General features: G+C 56.8%; 21 protein-coding genes and 2 tRNA genes. 14 read left to right on the forward strand and 9 right to left on the reverse strand.

Going from position 1 to position 21,946, the window contains the following annotated elements:
- Positions 1–40 precede the first annotated feature (40 nt).
- Complete coding sequence (gene hypF / locus OGX80_RS15505) at positions 41–2,281, forward strand: carbamoyltransferase HypF (protein WP_115181235.1); 2,241 nt, start codon at positions 41–43, stop codon at positions 2,279–2,281.
- A gap of 30 nt (positions 2,282–2,311) precedes the next feature.
- A complete protein-coding gene (locus tag OGX80_RS15510) occupies positions 2,312–2,536 on the forward strand; it encodes a hypothetical protein (RefSeq protein ID WP_142757141.1) in 225 nt (74 codons plus the stop codon).
- 2 nt (positions 2,537–2,538) lie between these two features.
- On the opposite strand, the gene norW is transcribed toward OGX80_RS15510, so the two are convergent.
- Positions 2,539–3,672, reverse strand: coding sequence for an NADH:flavorubredoxin reductase NorW (norW, locus tag OGX80_RS15515; RefSeq protein ID WP_071257938.1), 1,134 nt, complete (start codon positions 3,670–3,672; stop codon positions 2,539–2,541).
- Complete coding sequence (gene norV, locus OGX80_RS15520) at positions 3,669–5,114, reverse strand: anaerobic nitric oxide reductase flavorubredoxin (RefSeq protein WP_286471319.1); 1,446 nt, start codon at positions 5,112–5,114, stop codon at positions 3,669–3,671. The genes norW and norV overlap by 4 nt, the downstream gene beginning before the upstream one ends.
- A 186-nt stretch (positions 5,115–5,300) precedes the next feature.
- Here norV and norR point away from each other — a divergent pair, with 186 nt between their 5' ends.
- Positions 5,301–6,821, forward strand: coding sequence for a nitric oxide reductase transcriptional regulator NorR (gene norR / locus OGX80_RS15525; protein WP_115181236.1), 1,521 nt, complete (start codon positions 5,301–5,303; stop codon positions 6,819–6,821).
- On the opposite strand, the gene gutQ is transcribed toward norR, so the two are convergent.
- The 7 genes from gutQ to srlA form a co-directional block, all read right to left on the reverse strand.
- Complete coding sequence (gene gutQ / locus OGX80_RS15530) at positions 6,818–7,783, reverse strand: arabinose-5-phosphate isomerase GutQ (RefSeq protein WP_012134818.1); 966 nt, start codon at positions 7,781–7,783, stop codon at positions 6,818–6,820. The genes norR and gutQ overlap by 4 nt on opposite strands.
- Positions 7,776–8,549 carry a glucitol operon DNA-binding transcriptional repressor SrlR gene (gene srlR / locus OGX80_RS15535; RefSeq protein ID WP_012134817.1) on the reverse strand — a complete coding sequence of 258 codons (774 nt, stop codon included), beginning with the start codon at positions 8,547–8,549 and terminating at the stop codon, positions 7,776–7,778. Before srlR ends, gutQ begins: the two co-directional genes overlap by 8 nt.
- Positions 8,550–8,622: 73 nt before the next feature.
- Entirely contained in the window at positions 8,623–8,982 is a 360-nt protein-coding gene (gutM, locus tag OGX80_RS15540; protein WP_012134816.1) for a transcriptional regulator GutM, read from the reverse strand.
- A 101-nt stretch (positions 8,983–9,083) separates the two neighbouring features.
- On the reverse strand, positions 9,084–9,863 hold the full coding sequence (gene srlD / locus OGX80_RS15545) for a sorbitol-6-phosphate dehydrogenase (RefSeq protein WP_115181237.1): 780 nt from the start codon (positions 9,861–9,863) through the stop codon (positions 9,084–9,086).
- An 18-nt stretch (positions 9,864–9,881) separates the two neighbouring features.
- Complete coding sequence (gene srlB, locus OGX80_RS15550; protein ID WP_071257941.1) at positions 9,882–10,244, reverse strand: PTS glucitol/sorbitol transporter subunit IIA; 363 nt, start codon at positions 10,242–10,244, stop codon at positions 9,882–9,884.
- An 11-nt stretch (positions 10,245–10,255) separates the two neighbouring features.
- Positions 10,256–11,227, reverse strand: a complete 972-nt coding sequence (gene srlE / locus OGX80_RS15555) for a PTS glucitol/sorbitol transporter subunit IIB (protein ID WP_012134813.1) — start codon at positions 11,225–11,227, stop codon at positions 10,256–10,258.
- Complete coding sequence (gene srlA, locus OGX80_RS15560; protein WP_012134812.1) at positions 11,224–11,787, reverse strand: PTS glucitol/sorbitol transporter subunit IIC; 564 nt, start codon at positions 11,785–11,787, stop codon at positions 11,224–11,226. Before srlA ends, srlE begins: the two co-directional genes overlap by 4 nt.
- 255 nt (positions 11,788–12,042) lie before the next feature.
- Between srlA and mltB the strand changes: the two genes are divergently transcribed.
- The 11 genes from mltB (at position 12,043) to OGX80_RS15615 (ending at position 21,944) form a co-directional block, all read left to right on the forward strand.
- Positions 12,043–13,143 carry a lytic murein transglycosylase B gene (gene mltB, locus OGX80_RS15565; RefSeq protein WP_104868275.1) on the forward strand — a complete coding sequence of 367 codons (1,101 nt, stop codon included), beginning with the start codon at positions 12,043–12,045 and terminating at the stop codon, positions 13,141–13,143.
- 305 nt (positions 13,144–13,448) lie between these two features.
- A complete protein-coding gene (locus OGX80_RS15570; protein WP_071257943.1) occupies positions 13,449–14,102 on the forward strand; it encodes a metal ABC transporter ATP-binding protein in 654 nt (217 codons plus the stop codon).
- The gene (locus tag OGX80_RS15575; protein ID WP_012134809.1) at positions 14,099–14,959 is read left to right on the forward strand and encodes a metal ABC transporter permease; all 861 of its coding nucleotides are present in this window, start codon (positions 14,099–14,101) and stop codon (positions 14,957–14,959) included. The genes OGX80_RS15570 and OGX80_RS15575 overlap by 4 nt, the downstream gene beginning before the upstream one ends.
- A gap of 14 nt (positions 14,960–14,973) precedes the next feature.
- Entirely contained in the window at positions 14,974–15,852 is an 879-nt protein-coding gene (locus OGX80_RS15580; RefSeq protein ID WP_115181238.1) for a metal ABC transporter substrate-binding protein, read from the forward strand.
- A gap of 129 nt (positions 15,853–15,981) precedes the next feature.
- On the forward strand, positions 15,982–16,479 hold the full coding sequence (pncC, locus tag OGX80_RS15585) for a nicotinamide-nucleotide amidase (RefSeq protein ID WP_024130886.1): 498 nt from the start codon (positions 15,982–15,984) through the stop codon (positions 16,477–16,479).
- 96 nt (positions 16,480–16,575) lie between these two features.
- A complete protein-coding gene (recA, locus tag OGX80_RS15590) occupies positions 16,576–17,640 on the forward strand; it encodes a recombinase RecA (RefSeq protein WP_012134806.1) in 1,065 nt (354 codons plus the stop codon).
- Between the two features lie 106 nt (positions 17,641–17,746).
- On the forward strand, positions 17,747–18,247 hold the full coding sequence (gene recX / locus OGX80_RS15595) for a recombination regulator RecX (RefSeq protein ID WP_024130885.1): 501 nt from the start codon (positions 17,747–17,749) through the stop codon (positions 18,245–18,247).
- A 131-nt stretch (positions 18,248–18,378) separates the two neighbouring features.
- The gene (alaS, locus tag OGX80_RS15600; RefSeq protein WP_104868277.1) at positions 18,379–21,006 is read left to right on the forward strand and encodes an alanine--tRNA ligase; all 2,628 of its coding nucleotides are present in this window, start codon (positions 18,379–18,381) and stop codon (positions 21,004–21,006) included.
- A gap of 239 nt (positions 21,007–21,245) precedes the next feature.
- Positions 21,246–21,431 carry a carbon storage regulator CsrA gene (csrA, locus tag OGX80_RS15605; RefSeq protein WP_000906486.1) on the forward strand — a complete coding sequence of 62 codons (186 nt, stop codon included), beginning with the start codon at positions 21,246–21,248 and terminating at the stop codon, positions 21,429–21,431.
- A gap of 340 nt (positions 21,432–21,771) precedes the next feature.
- A tRNA-Ser gene (locus tag OGX80_RS15610) sits at positions 21,772–21,864 on the forward strand.
- A gap of 3 nt (positions 21,865–21,867) precedes the next feature.
- A tRNA-Arg gene (locus OGX80_RS15615) sits at positions 21,868–21,944 on the forward strand.
- Positions 21,945–21,946: the final 2 nt, after the last annotated feature.

Below are 21,946 nucleotides of genomic sequence, written 5' to 3' on the forward strand. Positions count from 1 at the left end.
CATCAGGCAAACCGGGATAGATGACTGCGGGAACGACTTCATGACAATAAACAACCACTCCGGCGTACAGCTGCGTATTCGTGGCAAGGTGCAGGGCGTCGGATTTCGCCCCTACGTCTGGCAACTGGCGCAGCGGTTACAACTGCATGGCGATGTGTGTAACGACGGTGACGGTGTGGTTGTGCGCTTACAGGAAGATCCGGCGGAGTTTATTGTGCAGTTACATCAGCATTGTCCGCCGCTGGCCCGTATTGACAGCGTCGAGAGCGAGCCGTTTGCCTGGTCTCAACTGCCTGCCGATTTCTCCATCCGCCATAGCGCGGGCGGAACGATGAATACGCAAATTGTGCCCGATGCGGCCACATGCCCGGCCTGTCTTGCCGAAATGAATACGCCCGGCGAGCGGCGCTACCGTTACCCTTTTATCAACTGCACCCACTGCGGCCCGCGTTTTACGATCATACGTGCGATGCCTTACGACCGTCCGTTTACCGTGATGGCATCGTTTCCGTTGTGCAGGAAGTGTGCGACGGAATATCGCGATCCATACGACCGCCGTTTCCACGCCCAACCTGTTGCCTGCCCGGCCTGCGGCCCGCATCTGGCGTGGCGTTCTGGCAGCGCACGGGCGGAAAAAGACGCCGCGCTACAGGCTGCCGTCGCGATGTTAAAAGCGGGGGGCATTGTCGCCATCAAAGGTATTGGCGGCTTTCATCTGGCCTGCGATGCGCAAAACGATGAGGCGGTGGCGATGCTGCGGGCGCGTAAACACCGTCCTGCGAAACCGCTGGCGGTAATGTTGCCGGATGCGGAAGGCTTGCCGGATGCGGCGCGCCGACTGCTGACTACGCCGGCCGCCCCCATCGTGCTGGTGGATAAACAGCATGTCGCGTCGCTGTGCGAGGGGATCGCGCCGGGGCTGGCGGAAGTGGGGGTAATGTTGCCCGCGAATCCGCTCCAGCATTTGCTTTTACAGGCGCTGAATTGTCCGCTGGTGATGACCTCCGGCAACCTTAGCGGTAAACCGCCGGCCATCACTAACCAACAGGCGCTGGACGACCTGAAGGCGATCGCCGACGGTTTTCTGTTGCACAACCGCGATATCGTGCAGCGAATGGATGACTCGGTCGTGCGTGACAGCGGCGAAATGCTACGCCGTTCGCGGGGCTATGTGCCGGATGCGATCGCGCTGCCGCCGGGATTTCGTGATGTGCCGCCGATGCTTTGTCTGGGCGCCGATCTGAAAAATACCTTCTGTCTGGTGCGCGGCGAGCAGGCGGTGGTAAGCCAGCATCTGGGGGATCTCAGCGATGACGGCATTCAAACGCAGTGGCGTGACGCGCTGCGTTTGATTCAGAACATTTACGATTTTACGCCGCAACGCGTTGTCTGCGACGCGCATCCGGGCTACGTCTCCAGTCAGTGGGCCTGCGAGATGACGCTTCCGACCGAAACGGTATTGCACCACCATGCGCATGCGGCGGCATGCATGGTCGAGCACGGCTGGCCGTTGAACGGCGGCGATGTGATTGCCCTGACGCTCGACGGCATCGGTATGGGAGAGGGCGGCGCGCTGTGGGGCGGGGAGTGTTTACGCGTTAATTACCGTGAATGCGAGCATCTTGGCGGCCTGCCCGCCGTCGCGCTGGCGGGCGGCGATCTCGCCGCGAAGCAGCCCTGGCGCAACCTGCTGGCGCAGTGTCTGCGCTTTGTTCCTGACTGGCGGGACTATCCAGAAACGGCTGCGCTGCAACAACAGCAGTGGAACGTGCTGGCGCGGGCCATTGAGCGCGGAATCAACGCCCCGCTGGCGTCGTCGTGCGGACGCCTGTTCGATGCCGTCGCCGCCGCATCAGGCTGCGCGCCTGACACACTCAGTTATGAAGGAGAAGCGGCCTGTGCGCTGGAGGCGCTGGCTTCGCGATGCAATCGCGTTGAACATCCGGTGACGATGCCGGTTAAAAACAACCAGCTGGATTTGGCCACGTTCTGGCGGCAGTGGCTGAACTGGCAGGCCGCTCCCGAGGAGCGGGCGTGGGCCTTTCACGACGCGCTGGCGCATGGGTTCGCCGCGCTGCTGCGCCAGGAAGCGACCGCACGCGGGATCACCACGCTGGTATTCGGCGGCGGTGTGCTGCATAACCGCTTGCTGTGCAGGCGTCTGGCGTTCTGTCTTGCTGATTTTACCTTACTGTTCCCACAGCGTTTACCGGCCGGGGATGGGGGAGTGTCGTTAGGGCAGGGAGCGATCGCCGCAGCGCGCGAGCTGGCGCAAAAATAAAAAAAAGCCCCGGGACTGGCGGGGCGAAACGTGTCGGGGCATACCGACAAGCAGCAGCGCACTTCCGTGTGCGTGAGGTTAATAAATCAGTGGCAGTATCGCCGGATGGCGACGTACAAACAGGCGCTTCCCGTAGGCCGGATCAGGCGTTTACGCCGCCGTCCGGCAAAGATGTTCGAACATTGCCTGATGGCGCTGCGCTTATCAGGCCTACGGCGTCATGATTTGCAGGCCAGCCGCCATCCGGCACAATGAACTTACGCGGGTAGCGTTTTCAGCAGCGCAAAGGCCTCCTTCATGCGGTCTTCGCTCACCACAAAGGCGCAAAGCTGACCTTCGGTATTCATGCCTCGGGCGACCATCCCTTCGGACTCCGCCGCAATGTGCCAGTTCAGGTCGCAACGCTGGGTTTCGCCTGCAAGATGTAACGGCAATTCCGGCGTTTTGATTTTCACCAGCATGGCGGGCAGCTTCAGCGGCGCGTTCCCGCCGAGCAGATTTTTCGCCAGATACATGGCGCTTAACTGAATCGGTTGCAGGAAAGGCAGAACCTGACCGTTAATTTCCGCGCAGTCTCCCAGCGCATAAATATCCGGGTGGCTGGTTTGCAGATAGCTGTCAACGCAGACGCCACGGTTGATGGTCAACCCGGCACGGCGCGCCAGCGCGGTTTCCGGGCGCAGGCCGGTCGCGGCGATGACCGCATCCACCTCTACCTGACGATCGCGATCCAGCGTGGCGCGAATACCGGTAGCGGTTTTCTCCAGACCCTGCAACTGCGATTTCAGCAGCAGATGTACGCCCATATCGGTCAGACGATGCTGCAAACGGCTGCTCACTTCCGGCGGCATCAGCGAGGCCAGAATGCTGGCGGCATTGTCAATCAGCGTGACGGCTTTACCCGCACGGCAGAAATCCATTGCCAGTTCGCTACCAATCAAACCGCCGCCGACGATCAGTACGCGCTGTGCGTCACGCAGTTGCGTTTCACAGGCGCGATACTCCTGTTGGCTATTCAGTGTGAGCATTAACTCACGTCCGGCAACCGGCGGAACAAAGGCTGATGCCCCTGTCGCCAGTACCAGTTTGTCGAACTGCCATTGCTTGTCCTGGCTTTTTACCACATGGGCGTCGGCATCAATGTCCGTAATCCAGGTGTGTGGGAACAGACGCAGATTAAACTGTTCGGCAAACTCCCCCGCCGACTGGCGGGTGAGGTCGTCGGCGCGCTGCGCCTGGCTGATGACGTGACTGAGGTCGGGTTTGTTGTACTCGTCCATACTGTCAGCGGCAATCAGGGTCAGCGCTACGGTCGCGTCCTGTTTACGGATGTTTTTGACTAACTGGCGGGCGGCGAAGCCCGAACCAATAATGACAATTCCCCGGCTCATTTTGCCTCCGTTGCCAACACATCAAAGACGTCTTTACCTAATGAACATTCCGGGCACAGGAAGTTATCCGGTACGTCGCTCCACGGCGTACCCGGCGCGACATCCTGCAACGGCTCACCTTTTGCAGGGTCGTAAATCCACTGGCACACGCTGCACTGCATGCTTGGGCCGAGGTCAGCCGCAGCGGCGGCACAGGCGCACTCTTCTTCCTGGGTTGTCGCTTTCACATTCGTTTCCGGCAGCGGAGCGAGCGCCCACTGACGGGCAATATCACGGCCGTGCTGGCGGCAAAGTTCCAGGGCATCAATATCAGGACGCCATTTCGCTTTCAGACTCAGTGACATCTCGAAACCGGCATCTTGCAGACGGGTGGACAGACGGTCTACCGCGCCGCCGCTCCAGCCGTGGGAACCGAAGGCGCTGGCGCGTTTGTTACGAAAGCGCAGGCCAGTCATCTCTTCAACGAGACCGGCGATTTTCGGCATCATCACGTTGTTCATCGTAGAAGTACCGACCAGCACGCCTTTGGAGCGGAACACGTTGGTCAGAATTTCGTTTTTATCGCTGCGTGCGACGTTAAAGATTTTCACCGCCACGTTCGGGTCAACTTCGTTGATGCCTTGCGCAATCGCGTCGGCCATCATGCGGGTGTTGTTGGACATGGTGTCGTAGAAAATGGTGATGCGATCTTCCTGATAATCCGCCGCCCATTTCAGATACAGTTCAACGATCTGGGTTGGGTTGTCGCGCCATACCACGCCGTGAGAGGTGGCAATCATATCTACCGGCAGGTTGAAGCCGAGGATTTCGGTGATTTTTGGCGTAACCAGACGGCTGAACGGCGTCAGGATGTTGGCGTAGTAACGCTGGCACTGCTCGAACAGCTCGGTCTGATCGACTTCATCGTTGAACAGACGTTCGTCACAGTAGTGCTGACCAAAGGCGTCGTTACTGAACAGTACCGCGTCGCCCGTCATGTAGGTCATCATGCTGTCCGGCCAGTGCAGCATCGGGGTTTCAACAAAAATCAGCTGCTTGCCGTTGCCGATATCCAGCGTGTCGCCTGTTTTTACGACGTTAAAGTTCCATTCCGGGTGATGGTGGTGACCGGTAATGGAGTCAATGGCGTTTGCGGTGCAGTAGATCGGCGTATCCGGGATTTGCGCCATCAGTTCGGTCAGCGCGCCCGCGTGGTCTTCTTCCGCATGGTTAATAATGATGTAATCAATGTCGGCCAGGTCGATTTCGCTACGCAGGTTTTGCACGAATTCGCGGCTGAATTTATGGTCTACGGTATCGATCAGAACATTTTTTTCTTCACGGATGAGATAGCTGTTGTAGCTGCTGCCGCGCAGCGTTTTATATTCGGTCCCGTGAAAATCACGAACTTCCCAGTCACGTTGGCCAACCCAATGAATGTTATTTTTAACCAGAATAGACATAGCAACCTCAGTAAATACAGTTTTTTTAAGAAAGATGTATTGCTAATAGCAGGATGCGTGCCAACTTTTTAACTGATTGATTTTAAATAATTAAAAGATTTATACTCATAAAATGGTAGTCAAAAAGACTATTCAATTAATTGTCAATATGACACTATTAATTGTCAAAATGACAATGAGGTAGCCATGAGCTTTTCAGTTGATGTCCTGGCGGGCATCGCCATTGAATTACAAAGTGGTATCGGGCATCAGGACCGCTTTCAGCGCCTGATCACCACGCTGCGTCAGGTGCTGGAGTGCGATGCGTCGGCGCTGCTGCGCTATGAGGGGCGGCAGTTTATTCCGCTGGCGATCGACGGTCTGGCGCAGGATGTACTGGGCAGGCGCTTCACTCTGGAAGGGCACCCGCGACTGGAAGCCATTGCCCGTGCCGGGGATGTGGTGCGTTTTCCGGCCGACAGCGACCTGCCGGACCCGTATGACGGGCTGATCCCGGATCAGGAGAGCCTGAAGGTACACGCCTGTATCGGGCTGCCGCTGTTCGCCGGGCAAACCCTGATTGGCGCACTTACGCTTGACGGCATGGAACCCGATCAGTTTGATGTTTTCAGCGATGAAGAACTGCGGCTCATCGCAGCGCTGGCGGCGGGGGCGCTGAGCAATGCGCTGCTTATTGAGCAATTAGAAAGCCAGAATATGTTGCCGGGGTCTTCCGCCTCTTTCGAACAGGTGAAAGAAACGCAGATGATCGGCCTGTCGCCAAATATGATGCAGTTGAAAAAAGAGATTGAGATTGTGGCGGGGTCGGATCTCAACGTGCTGATCAGCGGCGAAACGGGAACCGGGAAAGAGCTGGTGGCGAAAGCGATTCACGAAGGCTCGCCACGGGCGGTGAACCCGCTGGTGTATCTGAACTGCGCCGCGCTGCCGGAAAGCGTGGCGGAGAGCGAGCTTTTCGGTCACGTCAAAGGGGCGTTTACCGGGGCAATCAGCAACCGTAGCGGTAAGTTCGAAATGGCCGATAACGGCACGCTGTTTCTTGATGAGATTGGCGAGCTGTCGCTGGCGTTGCAGGCGAAACTGCTGCGCGTTTTGCAGTATGGCGATATTCAACGCGTCGGGGACGATCGCAGCCTGCGCGTTGACGTGCGCGTGCTGGCGGCGACTAACCGCGACTTACGCGAAGAGGTGCTGGCCGGGCGTTTTCGCGCCGACCTGTTCCACCGTTTGAGCGTGTTCCCGCTCTCCGTGCCGCCGCTGCGTGAGCGTGGTGAGGATGTGGTCTTGCTGGCCGGGTATTTTTGCGAACAGTGCCGCCTGCGGCTGGGGCTTTCCCGCGTGGTGCTGAGTCCGGGGGCGCGTAGCCACCTGCTGAGCTATGGCTGGCCGGGGAACGTTCGCGAGCTGGAACATGCGATCCACCGTGCGGTGGTTCTGGCAAGAGCGACCCGGGCGGGGGATGAGGTGGTGCTGGAAGCGCAGCATTTTGCCTTACAGGAGGAGGTTTCTCCCGTTCTGCCTGACGACAGTACGCCGACGCTACCGGCAAATCACAATTTGCGCGACGCGACCGAGGCTTTCCAGCGGGAGATGATTCGCCGTGCGCTGGCGCAAAATAACCACAACTGGGCCGCCTGCGCGCGAGCGCTGGAGACAGACGTCGCCAACCTGCATCGGCTGGCGAAGCGTCTGGGGCTGAAAAGTTAGATGATGCCTGCCTGGTAGAAGTCTTGCAGGTTGATTGCGCCGGTGAGTTTACCGTTTTCATCCACCACCGGCGCGGCGGTGATCTTGCGCTTCATCAGAAGTTCTTTGGCATCGATGGCGCGGCTCTGCTCCTGCAACGTAATGCCGTTGTGGGTCATCGCTTCGCTGACCGGCGTAGCCAGCGTGCCGCCGCCAACCAGCCAGCGGCGCAGGTCGCCGTCGGTAAAGACGCCTTTCACAACGCGCTGCGCGTCGCATACCGCAACCAGACCTAATCCGGTACGGCTCAGCTCCAGCATGGCGTCCATCACGCTGGTGGTGAGCTGAACCTGCGGCACCGCATCGTCACGGCGCATCAGGTGATGGACTTTGTTGAGCAGACGCGCGCCCAGCGCCCCGGCAGGGTGTGAACGGGCGAAATCCTCTTCATTGAAACCGCGCGCCTGCATCACCGCCATAGCCAGCGCGTCGCCCATCATCAGGGTGTTGACGGTGCTGGAGGTCGGCGCCAGGTGCATCGGGCAGGCTTCACGCTCAACGGAGATATCCAGCACAGCCTTTGCCGCCAGACCCAGCGGGGAGGTTGGCTTTCCGGTCATCGCCAGCAGGGTTATCGATTTATCTTCCAGGCGCGGAATAATGAGATCCAGCTCTTTCGCACCGCCGGAATAGGAGATGAACAGCATCACGTCCCGGCTTTCGATCATGCCGAGATCGCCATGTAACGCTTCTGCCGGGTGGACAAAGAACGCGGGCGTTCCTGTACTGGCGAGAGTCGCGGCGATTTTTTTGCCGATATGGCCTGACTTGCCAATACCGGAGACAATCACTTTGCCTTCGCAGTGGAGGATAGTATTGGCGGCACGGACAAAATCATCGCCCAGGCGTTCCGGCAGACGGCTTGCTTCCTGTAACTCCAGCAGTAATGTCTGGCGACCCGCGTTCAGTAATGCATCACTCATTGGTTTCTCCGGTTATGATCACTTCAATCCCTTTTGCTTCCAGCGCCTGACGAAACGCGGGGTCGATACCCGCGTCGGTAACCAGTTTGTCGACGCTTTCCAGACTGCACACAACGTTGGGGCTTTTACGCCCAAATTTTGAGGAGTCCGCCATCAGAATCACTTCGCGCGCGGCATTGCACATCGCTTTGCTGACGGTATAGACCTCATTAAAGGTGGTCACTCCGGCATTGAGATCGATGCCGTCGGTGCCCATGAACAGTTTATCAAAACTGAACTGCTCAAAGGCGTTTTCTGCCAGCTGACCGTGAAATGACGCAGATTTTTTGCGGAATGTGCCGCCGGGCATCAGGATGGTCTGCTCGTTGTCCAGCTCCGAAAGGGCGTTAACAATGTGCAGGCTGTTGGTCATGACGGTGATATTGCTAAAGCGGGTAAGCATCGGCACCATCTGCAACACGGTGCTTCCGGCATCAAGGATGATGGAGTCGCCATCGTGGATAAACTGAACGGCCGCTTGTGCGATCAACGCCTTTTTATGGGTGTTGATCAGCGTTTTGTGATCGATAGGCGGGTCGGATTCATCTTTATTCAACACCACGCCGCCATACGTGCGAATAACGGTTCCGGCATTTTCCAGAATGACCAGGTCTTTGCGAATGGTGGTGCCCGTGGTGTCAAAGTACTGGGCCAACTCCTCAACCGAGCATTTTCCCTGCTTTTGCAGATGCTCCAGAATAGCAGCCTGACGCTGACGTGGTTTCATAGGCGTAATTACCCTGACTGATGTATAAGTTGTGAAATGATAATTTCGCAAGCAATTAGCATTCACAACGAAATTACCCATGTTTCAGTTTAAGCGCTAATGATAGTGCATTCTGTGAGAGCGAATCATGGGGAAAGATCACATCAGGCTGTAATTCATCAAGATGTTTGCCCTGTATTGCGGGAATTTTAACCGGTCGGGCAAAGACGGTGAGACCTTTCATGAATAAGGTATCCGTGACGCGCTGCTGGTCATCCAGAGCGATGGCGACCACCACTCGCGGTTTAAAGCGTCCGCCGGAGCGCCCGACGCCCACTCGCCCTCGTTGGCAAAGTTTGTCAAACGCCCGGTTAAAGCGGGAGATTTGCCAGCCGCCCAGCGCCAGTTGCGCACACCAGGCGATAACGGCGACGGTGATCAGTGCGGAAACCATAATGCGCTCCTTTGATTTTGCCGGATGGCGGCTGCGCCTTATCCGGCCTACATAATATTCGTAGGCCCGGTAAGCGCAGCGCCACCGGGCAATCATACCTCTTAAAACATCACCTGACCGCCGGTCACATTGATGGACTGTCCGGTGCAGTACGACGCCTTCGCGCTGGCGTAAAACAGCAGCATGTCCAGTACGTCCTGATAATCACAGCCGCGTTTTAACGGAACTTTGTCAATGTAATACTGCTCCACTTCGTCCGGCTTGATGCCAAGCTTGGCGGCGTATTGCGGCAGCAGCGACTGGAACATCGGTGATTTCAGCAGGTTGCCAAGCATCAGCGAATGCACGGTAATGCCGTATTCTGCCAGATCCAGCGCCAGCGACTGGGTTAAGCCCACGCCGCCGAACTTCGCCGCGCTATAGCCGGAGTTGTGTTTACTGCCCACTTTCCCGGACTTGGAGTTGATCTGGATAATACGTCCCTGAATGCCGTCGCGGATCATCAGGCGGGAGAATTCGCGAGCGCAGAGGAAATACCCCACCAGATTCACCTGTAGCGAGCGGTCGAAATCGCCGAGTTGAAAATCGCTGATAAACGCCGCTTTGGCGATGCCCGCGCTGTAGACCAGCAGATCAACCCGGCCAAAAATTTCATCGACTCCGCGAGAGAGCGCCAGAACGCTCTGCTCGCTGGTGGCATCGGCGCCAAAACCGTACGCCATGCCTTCGCCAAGCGCGGCGTTAATCTCCTGCGCCACATTTGCGGCTTTATCACTCTGAATATCCACAACGGCGACGCGATAACCAGCCTCTGCAAGCCCACGGCAGAGGAAGGCCCCCAGGGTCTGGCCTCCACCAATGACAACGGCAACCTGATTCATTTTTCTCTCCTTAAACCTTTAAGCCACAAACTTCAAAATACAGCCCGGCGCGATGTCGTCCGGTACTGGCCCCGCAACGTGTACGGTGCCGGGAAATTCCGCCTCGTTCAGCCCGTCGAAGCGCAGGGTGATATGCCCCAGTTCACGCAGATTCTGCTCGGCCACGCTGCCCACAGCAGTCACCGGATAGCGATGCTCACCCAGATGAAACTGTGCGCCGGGTTGCAGCGTGCCGTTCAGCTCGCCGTGGCAGTGGATAAAGCAAAACGCTTCGATATCCGCAGGCGCGCCTTCACGAAAGGTAATCAGCATCCTGTCGCAGAGCGCGTCCGGCGCGCTCTCGCCGATACGGGTGATGGTGGTCTGGTAAATCACGGTCATCTCTGAACCTCTTATTGATAAATAAAGCCGGAAACAAACCAGGCGATGAGAACGGTAGGCGCGCCGGTCAGGAAACGGCTAACCAGCACGGAAGGCACGCCGACGCGAACGGTGTCCTGACGGGCCTCCGCCAGCGATAAACCGACCGGAATAAAGTCGCACGCGGCCTGAGCGTTAATCGCGAACAGCGCGGGCAGCGCCAGATGGGGAGGGATATTACCCAGACCAATCTGCACGCCAATCAGCACCCCGATAACCTGGGCGATCACCGCGCCAGGGCCGAGGAAAGGCGACAGCAGCGGGAATGAACAGATGAGCGCCAGCGTGACCAGCCCCAGCGGATGGCTGGCAAGCGGCGCCAGGCCGTGAGCGATCCAGTCGCCGAGACCGGAGGCCATAATGATGCCGATCAGCGCCGAGACGAACGCCATAAACGGCAGAATGGTTTTCAGCACCGTATCGATGGTGTCGCGCCCGGACTGGAACAGCACCGCTACCGCTGAGCCCATCCCCATACCGACTTTCGCCAGCAGGCCATCGCTCTGTTCGGTGATTTTTTTGCTGGCGTCGTAATCGCGGCCCGCAGGCGAGGCGACAGGCTGCGCGTTTGCAGGCGCCTCGCCGCTCAGCGTGATGTTCTCTTCTTTCACCCCGGAGACGTAAATATCTTCCATGATGTATTGCGCCAGCGGCCCCGACTTCCCGGTAGAGTGGATGTTGATGGTTGGAATGCGCCGCTTCGGATAAATCCCGCAGCGCAGCGTGCCGCCGCAGTCGATGATCGCCGCGCCGATCTCTTCCTCAGGCGGTTCGCCCTCTTTAAAGCCATCCACCGCCTGCCAGCCTGTTAGTTGCGCCAGTTTGTCGACAATCCCCGGACGCGTCCCGGCGGTGATGTAGACGATTTTCTTTCCGGGGGTTGCATCCAGTTCAAGCGGGCCGCCCCAGCCGCCGGTGCCTTTCTCAATACGAATACGCGTCATGATGTTGCTCCAGCCAGGTGGACTTTCTGCTCAAGTTGAATGCCCATTTTTTTCTCAAAGATGGATGTGGTGAGGTCAGTCACCCAGCCACGGAAGAAGTTGGTGACCAGACCGACCAGCAGATAGCTGACGGCGAGCGGGCCAAGCGGGAGGCCGAGTGTCGTCAGGCCGCTGGCGATGCCCAGGTAAACAAACAGCTCGCCGGGGTTGATGTGTGGGAACAGTCCGTTCATCGAGTGGCAGCTGTAGGAGGCCGCCGCGTAGTAACTGGGCTTGTATTTTTCTGGCATAAAGCGGCCCAGACTCAGCGTCATCGGGTTACAAAACACAAACGTACCGATGCACGGCAGCAGCAGGTAACGGGATAACGGGTTCCCGGCGCAGCGCTGGGCAAAACGTTCAATACGCTGCTGGCCAATGAAGTTTATTAAGGCATTCATGATGACCAGCAGGCTTATCAAAAGCGGAAGGATGCCGGTCACCATACTGGTGAACACCTCTCCGCCTTTCTGGAACAGCCCGATAAACCACTCCGCACCATGTGTAATGGTTTCGATCATTGTTCTCTCCTGTAGGGTTTGTTGTTATCTTGCCAATTGGTGAGTTATTTTAATCAGATCGAAAGATTTAAAAGTGTTATTTTGATCTCAAAATGAAAGATAAATATTTTAAAGTGAAAGTTTGCGTTTGTTGCGGAGAAAAAAAACAGGGATGTTACGGGAGAATAGTGCGTATTCTGTGAAGAGCGCTTCCTTGTGCGAAGCGGGATGCTTTACCATACTTCCCCCTGGCTGAATCTGTTTAATGGATGTCTCATGTTCAAGCGTCGTTATGTAGCACTACTTCCTCTCTTTGCGTTGCTTGCTGCCTGTAGCAGCAAACCACAGTCTTCAGAAATTCAAACGACAACGGGAGCGCCGTCCGGCGGTTTCCTGCTTGAGCCACAGCACAATGTCATGGTGATGGGCGGTGATTTCGCCAATAATCCGAACGCGCAGCAGTTCATTGAGAAGATGGTGAACAAGCACGGTTTTAATCGCCAGCAGTTGCAGGAGATCCTGTCGCAGGCGAAGCGCCTGGACTACGTTCTGCGACTGATGGACAGACAGGCGCCGACCACGCAACCGCCAGCGGGGCCGAATGGCGCATGGTTGCGCTATCGCAAGCAGTTTATTACCCCGGACAATGTGCAAAACGGCGTGGCGTTCTGGAATCAATATGAGGATGCGTTGAACCGTGCATGGCAGGTTTATGGCGTCCCGCCGGAGATTATCGTCGGCATTATTGGCGTGGAAACCCGCTGGGGCCGCATCATGGGTAAAACGCGAATTCTGGATGCGCTGGCGACGCTGTCGTTTAACTATCCGCGTCGGGCGGAGTATTTCTCCGGCGAGCTGGAAACGTTCCTGCTGATGGCGCGTGATGAACAGGACGACCCGCTGGATCTGAAAGGGTCTTTTGCCGGTGCGATGGGGTACGGACAGTTTATGCCGTCGTCCTATAAGCAGTACGCGGTGGACTTTAACGGCGATGGGCACATCAACCTGTGGGACCCGGTTGATGCCATCGGCAGCGTGGCGAACTATTTCAAAGCCCACGGTTGGGTGAAAGGCGATGTGGTCGCCGTTCCGGCCAACGGTCAGGCGCCAGGGCTGGCGAACGGCTTTAAAACCCAGTACAGCATTTCTCAGCTTGCGGCCGCCGGGCTGACGCCGCAGCAGTCGCTGGGCAATCATCAGCAGGCCAGCCTGCTGCGTCTGGATGTGGGTACGGGCTATCAGTACTGGTACGGGTTGCCGAACTTCTATGCCATCACGCGCTATAACCACAGCACTCACTATGCGATGGCGGTCTGGCAGCTTGGTCAGGCCGTCGCGCTGGCGCGTGTACCTGCGGCGTCGCCGTTTAGTCAGTAGCCGCGGTGTGTTTTCCGGGGGGCTACGCTTACCCGGTCTGGATTACGCTCCCTTTTCCCTGAGAGAAAGGGGAGCGTGCAGCGGCGCTGCTGCGCTATTTCACGTCTGAAACATTTCGCCACACTCCCTTTTTTCCTGGCAATTTACATCCGCATCGTATTTCATTATTGTTATGTTATAACATTTTGTTGTGGTGCGAATATGTCTGCTTCACTCTTCTCTCTTTCGGCTCTGACTCGCCTGCTGATGGCTATCGCGCTTGTTTTGTTTATCGGACTGGCCGTGCGCTGGGCGGTGGCATTGCCATGATTATCCTGAATCAACTGGTGGCCGGTTACGAGCGACAGCCGGTCACGTCGCCGCTGACCGGCACGCTGGAACGCGGCAGCATGACGGCGATTATCGGCGCTAACGGCTGCGGCAAATCAACGCTGCTGAAAACGCTGGCCGGTTTTCTTCCTCCGGTGAGCGGCGCATTTCGCTGGCGCGGACGCCGCCCGGTAATTGGCTGGCTGGCGCAACGTCACGCGCTGGAGACGCAGTTTCCGCTTACCGTTCAGGACGTGGTGAGCATGGGGTGCTGGCCTGCTATTTCCCTGCTGGGGGGATTTCAACGCAAAACCCGTCTGCGTGTCGCCCACGCTATTGAGCGCGTGGGGCTGGAGGCAATGGCGACGATGACCATTGATGAACTCTCTGGCGGTCAGTTTCAACGCATGCTGTTTGCCCGTGTGCTGGTGCAGGAAGCGCCGCTGGTCATGCTGGATGAACCCTTTACCGGCGTGGATGAGGAGACCTGCAACGTACTGATGGGGCTGATGCTGGAGATGTATCAGCGAGGGCAAACGGTGCTGGCGGTGCTGCACGACAGCGAACGGGTGGCGCGTTATTTTCCGCAGACGTTACGGCTGGATACGGACGTGTCTCACTGGATGACCGAGCGGGTGAGAGTGGCATGATCTGGCATATCTTCTTTCAGCCGTTTATTGAATACGGCTTTATGCGGCGGGCGCTGGTGGTCTGTCTGGCGCTTTCGGTCAGCACGACGGCGCTTGGCGTCTTTTTACTGCTGCGACGTATGAGCCTGATGGGAGACGCGCTGTCGCATGCGGTTCTGCCCGGCGTGGCGGTGGGCTATCTGCTCAGTGGAATGTCATTGCTGGCAATGAGCATCGGCGGGTTTATCGCCGGGATTACGGTAGCGCTGGTGGCGGGAATGGTGAGTCGCCGTACGCCGCTAAAAGAAGACGCCAGCTTCGCCGGGTTCTACCTGGGATCGCTGGCGCTGGGGGTTACGCTGGTGTCGCTGCGCGGGTCAAATGTCGATCTGCTGCATCTTCTGTTTGGTTCCATTCTGGCGGTCGATCGCGATTCCGCGCTGTTCGTGGCGGGGGTATGCGCATTCACATTGATCATGCTGGCGATTTTCTATCGTGGTCTGGTGAGTGAAGCGTTTGATACCGCATGGTTGCAGGTTAACGCGCGCTGGCTGCCTTCGCTGCTGCACGGGCTGTTTCTCTCGTTGCTGGTGTTGAATCTGGTGGCTGGCTTTCAGGTACTCGGCACGCTGATGGCGGTAGGGCTGATGATGCTTCCTGCCGTTGCGGCCCGCTGCTGGGCGCGCACGTTACCGGGGCTGTTATTGCTTGCCGGCGGCAGCGGCGTCGTCTGTGCATGGCTGGGGCTAAGCCTTTCCTGGGCGGTGAGTTTACCCGCCGGGCCGTCGATTGTGCTGACCGCCAGCGCGCTGTTCTTTATTTCCATTTTATTCGGCACGCGCAGCAGGCTGGCTGACAGTCTGCGCGCGCTTTTTTAATGCAAGGGGAAAAGATGAAACGTACAGGGGTAATGATTGCGCTCGCGTTGGGGTTGATGACGCAAGGCGCGCTGGCGAAAACGCTGAATGTGGTGACGAGTTTTTCTATTCTCGGCGACATCACCCAGGAGGTCGGCGGCAAGAATGTCAACGTCACTACGCTGGTTGGGCCGGATGGCGATCCGCATACCTTCGAGCCTTCGCCGAAAGACAGCGCGGCGTTGAGCAAAGCGGATGTGGTGGTCGTGAACGGTCTGGGACTGGAGGGTTGGCTTGACCGGCTGGTAAAAGCCTCCGGTTTCAAAGGTACGCTGGTGGTGGCTTCCGACGGGGTGAAGACGCATACGCTGGATGAAGACGGCGAAACCGTCACCGATCCGCACGCCTGGAATAGCGCAGCGAACGGCGCGCTGTATGCGCAGAATATTCTTTCCGGGCTGGTCAACGCCGACCCGCAGGATAAAGCCGCGCTGGAGGCTTCCGGCAAACCTTACATCGCACAGCTGACTGAACTGGACGCGTGGGCGAAAGCGCGCTTTAGCCAGATCCCGCAGGAGAAACGCAAGGTGCTGACCAGCCACGACGCCTTCGGTTATTTCGGTCGCGCCTACGGCGTTGAGTTTTTGGCGCCGCAGGGGCTGTCGTCTGAAAGTGAAGCCTCTGCCGCGCAGGTCGCCGCGCTCATTAAGCAGATTAAAGCGGATGGGGTGAACACCTGGTTTATGGAGAATCAGCTCGATCCGCGTCTGGTAAAACAGCTCGCCAGCGCGACGGGCGCGCAGCCGGGCGGCGAGCTGTATCCTGAAGCCTTGTCGGCAAAAGGCGGCGTGGCGGATAGCTACGTAAAAGCGTTTCGCCACAATGTTGAGACCATCGCCAACAGCATGAAGTAACCGTACGATCGGCCGATGCTTCGCATCGGCTTTTTTCTGAAGCCTCCTCGTAAAATCCGCACCTCGTCCCCATATCTGCTCAGAAAGTGCTATCTTGTGCTGCACGTTTTTCAGGAGCCTTAAGCGATGATGACTGACCATGAATTGATGCAGTTAAGCGAAGTGGTAGGGCTGGCGCTGAAACAGCGCGGCGCAACGCTAACGACAGCGGAGTCCTGCACGGGCGGTTGGGTAGCGAAAGTGATTACCGATATCGCCGGGAGTTCCGCCTGGTTTGAACGCGGTTTTGTTACCTACAGTAATGAAGCGAAAGCGCAAATGATTGGCGTGCGCGAACCGACGCTTGAGCAGCACGGCGCGGTCAGCGAACCGGTGGTGATTGAGATGGCGATTGGCGCGCTCAGAGCGGCCCGCGCGGATTATGCCGTTTCTATCAGCGGTATTGCCGGGCCGGACGGCGGCAGCGACGTGAAGCCCGTCGGCACAGTCTGGTTTGGTTTCGCAACCGCGCAGGGCGAGGGGATCACCCGCCGGGAGTGCTTTAGCGGCGACCGTGACAGCGTACGTCGCCAGGCGACGGAATATGCGCTCAAAACGCTCTGGCAACAATTTCTACAAAACACTTGATACTGTATGACTGTACAGTATAATCGCACCTAACAGTACAGAATTCACTATCCGGTACAAGCGCAAGCGGACCCCGGCTCATGACAGGAGTAGTTAATGGCTATCGACGAAAACAAACAGAAAGCGTTGGCGGCAGCGCTGGGCCAGATCGAAAAACAATTCGGTAAAGGCTCCATCATGCGCCTGGGTGAAGACCGTTCCATGGATGTGGAAACCATCTCCACCGGTTCGCTTTCTCTGGATATCGCGCTGGGCGCGGGTGGCCTGCCGATGGGGCGTATCGTAGAAATCTACGGGCCGGAATCCTCCGGTAAAACCACCCTGACGCTTCAGGTGATTGCCGCTGCACAGCGTGAAGGCAAAACCTGTGCGTTTATCGACGCCGAACATGCGCTGGACCCTATCTATGCCCGCAAACTGGGCGTCGATATCGACAACCTGCTGTGCTCCCAGCCGGACACCGGCGAGCAGGCGCTGGAAATCTGTGATGCGCTGGCGCGTTCAGGCGCTGTAGACGTTATCGTTGTTGACTCCGTGGCGGCGTTGACGCCGAAAGCGGAAATCGAAGGTGAAATCGGCGACTCTCATATGGGCCTCGCGGCGCGTATGATGAGCCAGGCGATGCGTAAGCTGGCCGGTAACCTGAAACAGTCCAACACCCTGCTGATCTTCATCAACCAGATCCGTATGAAAATTGGCGTCATGTTCGGCAACCCGGAAACCACTACCGGGGGTAACGCGCTGAAATTCTACGCGTCCGTTCGTCTGGATATCCGCCGTATCGGCGCGGTGAAAGAGGGCGAAAACGTCGTGGGTAGCGAAACCCGCGTGAAGGTTGTGAAGAACAAAATCGCCGCGCCGTTTAAACAGGCTGAGTTCCAGATCCTCTACGGCGAAGGCATCAACTTCTATGGCGAACTGGTTGACCTGGGCGTGAAAGAGAAGCTGATCGAGAAAGCCGGTGCATGGTACAGCTATAACGGCGAGAAAATCGGTCAGGGTAAAGCGAATGCCACTGCCTGGCTGAAAGAGAATCCGGCGACCGCCAAAGAGATCGAGAAAAAAGTGCGTGAGCTGCTGCTGAGCAATCAGGACTCGACGCCAGACTTCTCCGTTGATGACAACGGTGAAGGTGTGAAAGAAACTAACGAAGATTTCTAATCGTTGCATTGCCCGGTGGCGGCGCTATGGCGTCTTATCGGGCTTATACTTTGAAGGGCTGCATATCTTGCGGCCCTTTTTGCATTTCTTTTTCCGAAGGTTTGTTATGAGTGAATCCACACCGCGACGCCCCGCATATAACCGTCTGCTGGATCGCGCGGTACGTATTCTGGCGGTACGCGATCACAGTGAACAGGAACTGCGGCGTAAACTCTCCGCACCGGTTATGGGAAAAAACGGGCCGGAAGAGATCGATGCGGCGCCGGAAGACTATGAACGGGTTATCGCCTGGTGCCATGAGCACAACTACCTTGATGATCATCGTTTTGTTTCGCGCTTTATCGCCAGCCGCAGCCGTAAAGGTTATGGCCCGGCACGTATTCGGCAGGAGCTGAATCAAAAAGGCATTGCGCGTGAGGCGATTGAACGCGCAATGCGTGAATGCGAGATTGAGTGGTTGCGTCTTGCACGCGAACAGGCGATCCGCAAATATGGCGAACCCTTACCAGCCGCATTTTCGGAAAAGGTCAAAGTCCAGCGTTTCCTGCTTTATCGTGGCTATCTGATGGAGGATATTCAGGAGATATGGCGAAATTTTGACGATTGACTGCATACGGGATTTTACTTCCCCGTAAAGAAAACTTATCTTATTCCCACTTTTTTCAATTGCCAGCCGGGCAGGGCATATGAGCGCTGAGGCGGGTAATGATATTTCGTTAGCTTGATTTCAGGATAATTATGAGCAAGAGCACCGCTGAGATCCGTCAGGCGTTTCTCGATTTTTTCCACAGTAAGGGACATCAGGTAGTTGCCAGCAGCTCCCTGGTGCCAAACAATGACCCAACTTTGTTGTTTACCAACGCCGGGATGAACCAGTTCAAGGATGTTTTCCTTGGGCTCGACAAGCGTAATTATTCCCGCGCCACCACGTCGCAGCGTTGCGTACGTGCGGGTGGTAAACACAACGATCTGGAAAACGTCGGTTACACTGCACGTCACCACACCTTCTTCGAAATGCTGGGTAACTTCAGCTTCGGCGACTATTTCAAACACGACGCGATTCAGTTTGCGTGGGAACTGCTGACCGGTGAAAACTGGTTTGCCCTGCCAAAAGAGCGTCTGTGGGTGACCGTCTATGAAACTGACGATGAAGCCTACGAGATCTGGGAAAAAGAAGTCGGCATTCCGCGCGAACGTATCATCCGAATTGGTGATAACAAAGGCGCGGCATACGCGTCCGACAACTTCTGGCAGATGGGCGATACAGGGCCGTGCGGTCCATGTACCGAGATCTTCTACGACCACGGCGATCACATCTGGGGCGGCCCTCCGGGAAGCCCGGAAGAAGATGGCGATCGCTATATTGAGATCTGGAACATCGTCTTCATGCAGTTCAACCGTCAGGCTGACGGTACGATGGAACCGCTGCCGAAACCGTCCGTCGATACCGGTATGGGTCTGGAGCGTATTGCCGCTGTATTGCAACACGTTAACTCCAACTATGAAATTGACCTGTTCCGCACGTTGATTGAAGCCGTTGCGAAGGTGACTGGCGCGACCGACCTGAGCAACAAGTCGCTGCGCGTGATTGCCGACCACATCCGTTCCTGCGCTTTCCTGATCGCCGACGGCGTGGTTCCGTCGAATGAAAACCGTGGCTATGTGCTGCGCCGTATCATTCGTCGTGCGGTTCGTCATGGCAACATGCTGGGCGCGAAAGAGACCTTCTTCTACAAGCTGGTTGGGCCGCTGATTGACGTTATGGGCTCTGCCGGTGAAGAGCTGAAGCGCCAGCAGGCGCAGGTTGAGCAGGTTCTGAAAACGGAAGAAGAGCAGTTTGCCCGTACGCTGGAACGTGGTCTGGCGCTGCTGGACGAAGAGCTGGCGAAGCTTTCCGGCGACACGCTGGATGGCGAAACCGCTTTCCGTCTGTATGACACCTACGGCTTCCCGGTTGACCTGACGGCGGACGTTTGCCGCGAGCGCAACATCAAAGTTGATGAAGCGGGATTTGAAGCCGCGATGGAAGAACAGCGTCGTCGCGCGCGTGAGGCCAGCGGTTTTGGCGCAGACTATAACGCGATGATCCGCGTTGACGGCGCGTCAGAATTTAAAGGTTATGAGCATCTGGAACTGAACGGTAAAGTGACCGCGCTGTTTGTGGATGGTAAAGCGGTAGATGCGATTAGCGCGGGTCAGGAAGCCGTTGTCGTGCTGGATCAGACGCCGTTCTATGCGGAATCCGGTGGTCAGGTTGGCGATAAAGGCGAACTGAAAGGCGCAGGCTTCGCGTTTGCGGTTAGCGATACGCAAAAATATGGCCAGGCGATTGGACATATCGGTACGCTTTCGACCGGTTCCCTGAAAGTGGGCGATGCGGTGCAGGCTGATGTGGATGACGCTCGCCGGGCGCGTATTCGCCTGAACCACTCTGCGACGCACCTGATGCACGCGGCGCTGCGCCAGATTCTGGGCACGCACGTAGCGCAGAAAGGCTCGCTGGTTAACGACAAAGTCCTGCGTTTCGACTTCTCGCATAATGAAGCGATGAAACCGTCTGAAATCCGTGCGGTGGAAGATCTGGTGAATGCGCAAATCCGTCGCAACCTGCCGGTCGAAACCAACATCATGGACCTTGAAGCGGCGAAAGCTAAAGGCGCAATGGCGCTGTTTGGCGAGAAGTATGACGATCGCGTTCGTGTGCTGAGCATGGGCGATTTCTCCACCGAACTGTGTGGCGGTACGCACGCCAGCCGTACGGGGGATATCGGTCTGTTCCGCATCGTTTCTGAATCCGGTACTGCGGCAGGCGTTCGTCGTATTGAAGCGGTTACGGGCGAAGGCGCGATTGCTACGCTGCACGCTGAAAGCGATCGCTTAAGCGATATCGCACAGTTGCTGAAGGGCGACAGCCAGAATCTGGGCGAAAAAGTCCGTTCTGTACTGGAACGTACGCGTCAGCTTGAAAAAGAGTTGCAGCAGTTGAAAGAACAGGCTGCCGCGCAGGAAAGTGCGAACCTTTCCAGCAAAGCGGTTGATATCAACGGCGTGAAGCTGCTGGTTAGCGAGCTTGCGGGCGTTGAGCCAAAAATGCTGCGTACGATGGTTGATGATCTGAAAAATCAACTGGGTTCTACCGTTATCGTTCTTGCAACGGTAGCGGAAGGTAAGGTTTCTCTGATTGCGGGCGTGTCGAAGGATGTGACCGACCGCGTGAAAGCAGGGGAGCTGGTCGGCATGGTCGCTCAGCAGGTGGGCGGCAAGGGCGGCGGACGTCCAGACATGGCGCAAGCCGGTGGTACGGATGCGGCTGCTCTGCCAGCAGCGTTAGCCAGTGTGAAAGGCTGGGTTAGCGCAAAACTGTAATAACTATAAGCGTTATCTAACGCCGCAGGCCCCGGTCTGCGGCGTTTGCATCAACGTTATTGACAACGATAAAGTCAGGTTGAAGTTGTGTATATCGGCTAAACTTAGGTTTAACAGAATGTGATGCCGTGACTGCTTACACTTTACGTGTTTGTCATCGCTTACTTTTTGGCGTTATATGATGGATAATGCCGGGATACAGAGAGACCCGACTCTTTTAATCTTTCAAGGAGCAAAGAATGCTGATTCTGACTCGTCGAGTTGGTGAGACCCTCATGATTGGAGATGAGGTCACCGTGACAGTTTTAGGGGTAAAGGGCAACCAGGTGCGCATTGGCGTAAACGCCCCGAAAGAAGTCTCTGTCCATCGTGAGGAGATCTACCAGCGTATCCAGGCTGAAAAATCCCAGCAGTCCAGTTACTAAGGTTTTCGCGTCTCATCTCTTCCGATGAGGCGCAACCTGCTCCTCGCGTCCTTTCTCTTTTTCATTTTTCTTCACTCTTTTTCCGTATCGCTTCCCGTGCCGGTAGGCTCTTTCCTGGCTATTCTGTTTTTCTGCCTGCGTTCAGGCGGTGTAACACGCCGATTTATCTGTTGATAAAACACCCTTTTTGCCGTTTTTGCAGACTAATTGAGCGTGAAGTGTGCAAACGATAAAAGCGCGGGAAAAATTGTTTGACTTATAAGTCCCAGAAAGTAATATGTGCGCCACGCAGCGACGATGAGCAGAAACAAGTTCTTCGAAGCACTCGTAAGAGGCGCGTGGTGAGGTGGCCGAGAGGCTGAAGGCGCTCCCCTGCTAAGGGAGTATGCGGTCAAAAGCTGCATCCGGGGTTCGAATCCCCGCCTCACCGCCATTTGCATCCGTAGCTCAGCTGGATAGAGTACTCGGCTACGAACCGAGCGGTCGGAGGTTCGAATCCTCCCGGATGCACCATC

The organism is Citrobacter sp. CK194 (genome assembly GCF_030333395.1).
Taxonomy (GTDB): domain Bacteria; phylum Pseudomonadota; class Gammaproteobacteria; order Enterobacterales; family Enterobacteriaceae; genus Citrobacter_B; species Citrobacter_B koseri.

What these genes read in the sequence shown, in the direction of transcription:
- hypF (WP_115181235.1), top strand. Translation starts at nt 41, where the DNA reads ATGACAATAAACAACCACTCCGGCGTACAGCTGCGTATTCGTGGCAAG.
- norW (WP_071257938.1), bottom strand. Translation starts at nt 3,672, where the DNA reads ATGAGCCGGGGAATTGTCATTATTGGTTCGGGCTTCGCCGCCCGCCAG.
- norV (WP_286471319.1), bottom strand. Translation starts at nt 5,114, where the DNA reads ATGTCTATTCTGGTTAAAAATAACATTCATTGGGTTGGCCAACGTGAC.
- norR (WP_115181236.1), top strand. Translation starts at nt 5,301, where the DNA reads ATGAGCTTTTCAGTTGATGTCCTGGCGGGCATCGCCATTGAATTACAA.
- gutQ (WP_012134818.1), bottom strand. Translation starts at nt 7,783, where the DNA reads ATGAGTGATGCATTACTGAACGCGGGTCGCCAGACATTACTGCTGGAG.
- srlR (WP_012134817.1), bottom strand. Translation starts at nt 8,549, where the DNA reads ATGAAACCACGTCAGCGTCAGGCTGCTATTCTGGAGCATCTGCAAAAG.
- gutM (WP_012134816.1), bottom strand. Translation starts at nt 8,982, where the DNA reads ATGGTTTCCGCACTGATCACCGTCGCCGTTATCGCCTGGTGTGCGCAA.
- srlD (WP_115181237.1), bottom strand. Translation starts at nt 9,863, where the DNA reads ATGAATCAGGTTGCCGTTGTCATTGGTGGAGGCCAGACCCTGGGGGCC.
- srlB (WP_071257941.1), bottom strand. Translation starts at nt 10,244, where the DNA reads ATGACCGTGATTTACCAGACCACCATCACCCGTATCGGCGAGAGCGCG.
- srlE (WP_012134813.1), bottom strand. Translation starts at nt 11,227, where the DNA reads ATGACGCGTATTCGTATTGAGAAAGGCACCGGCGGCTGGGGCGGCCCG.
- srlA (WP_012134812.1), bottom strand. Translation starts at nt 11,787, where the DNA reads ATGATCGAAACCATTACACATGGTGCGGAGTGGTTTATCGGGCTGTTC.
- mltB (WP_104868275.1), top strand. Translation starts at nt 12,043, where the DNA reads ATGTTCAAGCGTCGTTATGTAGCACTACTTCCTCTCTTTGCGTTGCTT.
- OGX80_RS15570 (WP_071257943.1), top strand. Translation starts at nt 13,449, where the DNA reads ATGATTATCCTGAATCAACTGGTGGCCGGTTACGAGCGACAGCCGGTC.
- OGX80_RS15575 (WP_012134809.1), top strand. Translation starts at nt 14,099, where the DNA reads ATGATCTGGCATATCTTCTTTCAGCCGTTTATTGAATACGGCTTTATG.
- OGX80_RS15580 (WP_115181238.1), top strand. Translation starts at nt 14,974, where the DNA reads ATGAAACGTACAGGGGTAATGATTGCGCTCGCGTTGGGGTTGATGACG.
- pncC (WP_024130886.1), top strand. Translation starts at nt 15,982, where the DNA reads ATGACTGACCATGAATTGATGCAGTTAAGCGAAGTGGTAGGGCTGGCG.
- recA (WP_012134806.1), top strand. Translation starts at nt 16,576, where the DNA reads ATGGCTATCGACGAAAACAAACAGAAAGCGTTGGCGGCAGCGCTGGGC.
- recX (WP_024130885.1), top strand. Translation starts at nt 17,747, where the DNA reads ATGAGTGAATCCACACCGCGACGCCCCGCATATAACCGTCTGCTGGAT.
- alaS (WP_104868277.1), top strand. Translation starts at nt 18,379, where the DNA reads ATGAGCAAGAGCACCGCTGAGATCCGTCAGGCGTTTCTCGATTTTTTC.
- csrA (WP_000906486.1), top strand. Translation starts at nt 21,246, where the DNA reads ATGCTGATTCTGACTCGTCGAGTTGGTGAGACCCTCATGATTGGAGAT.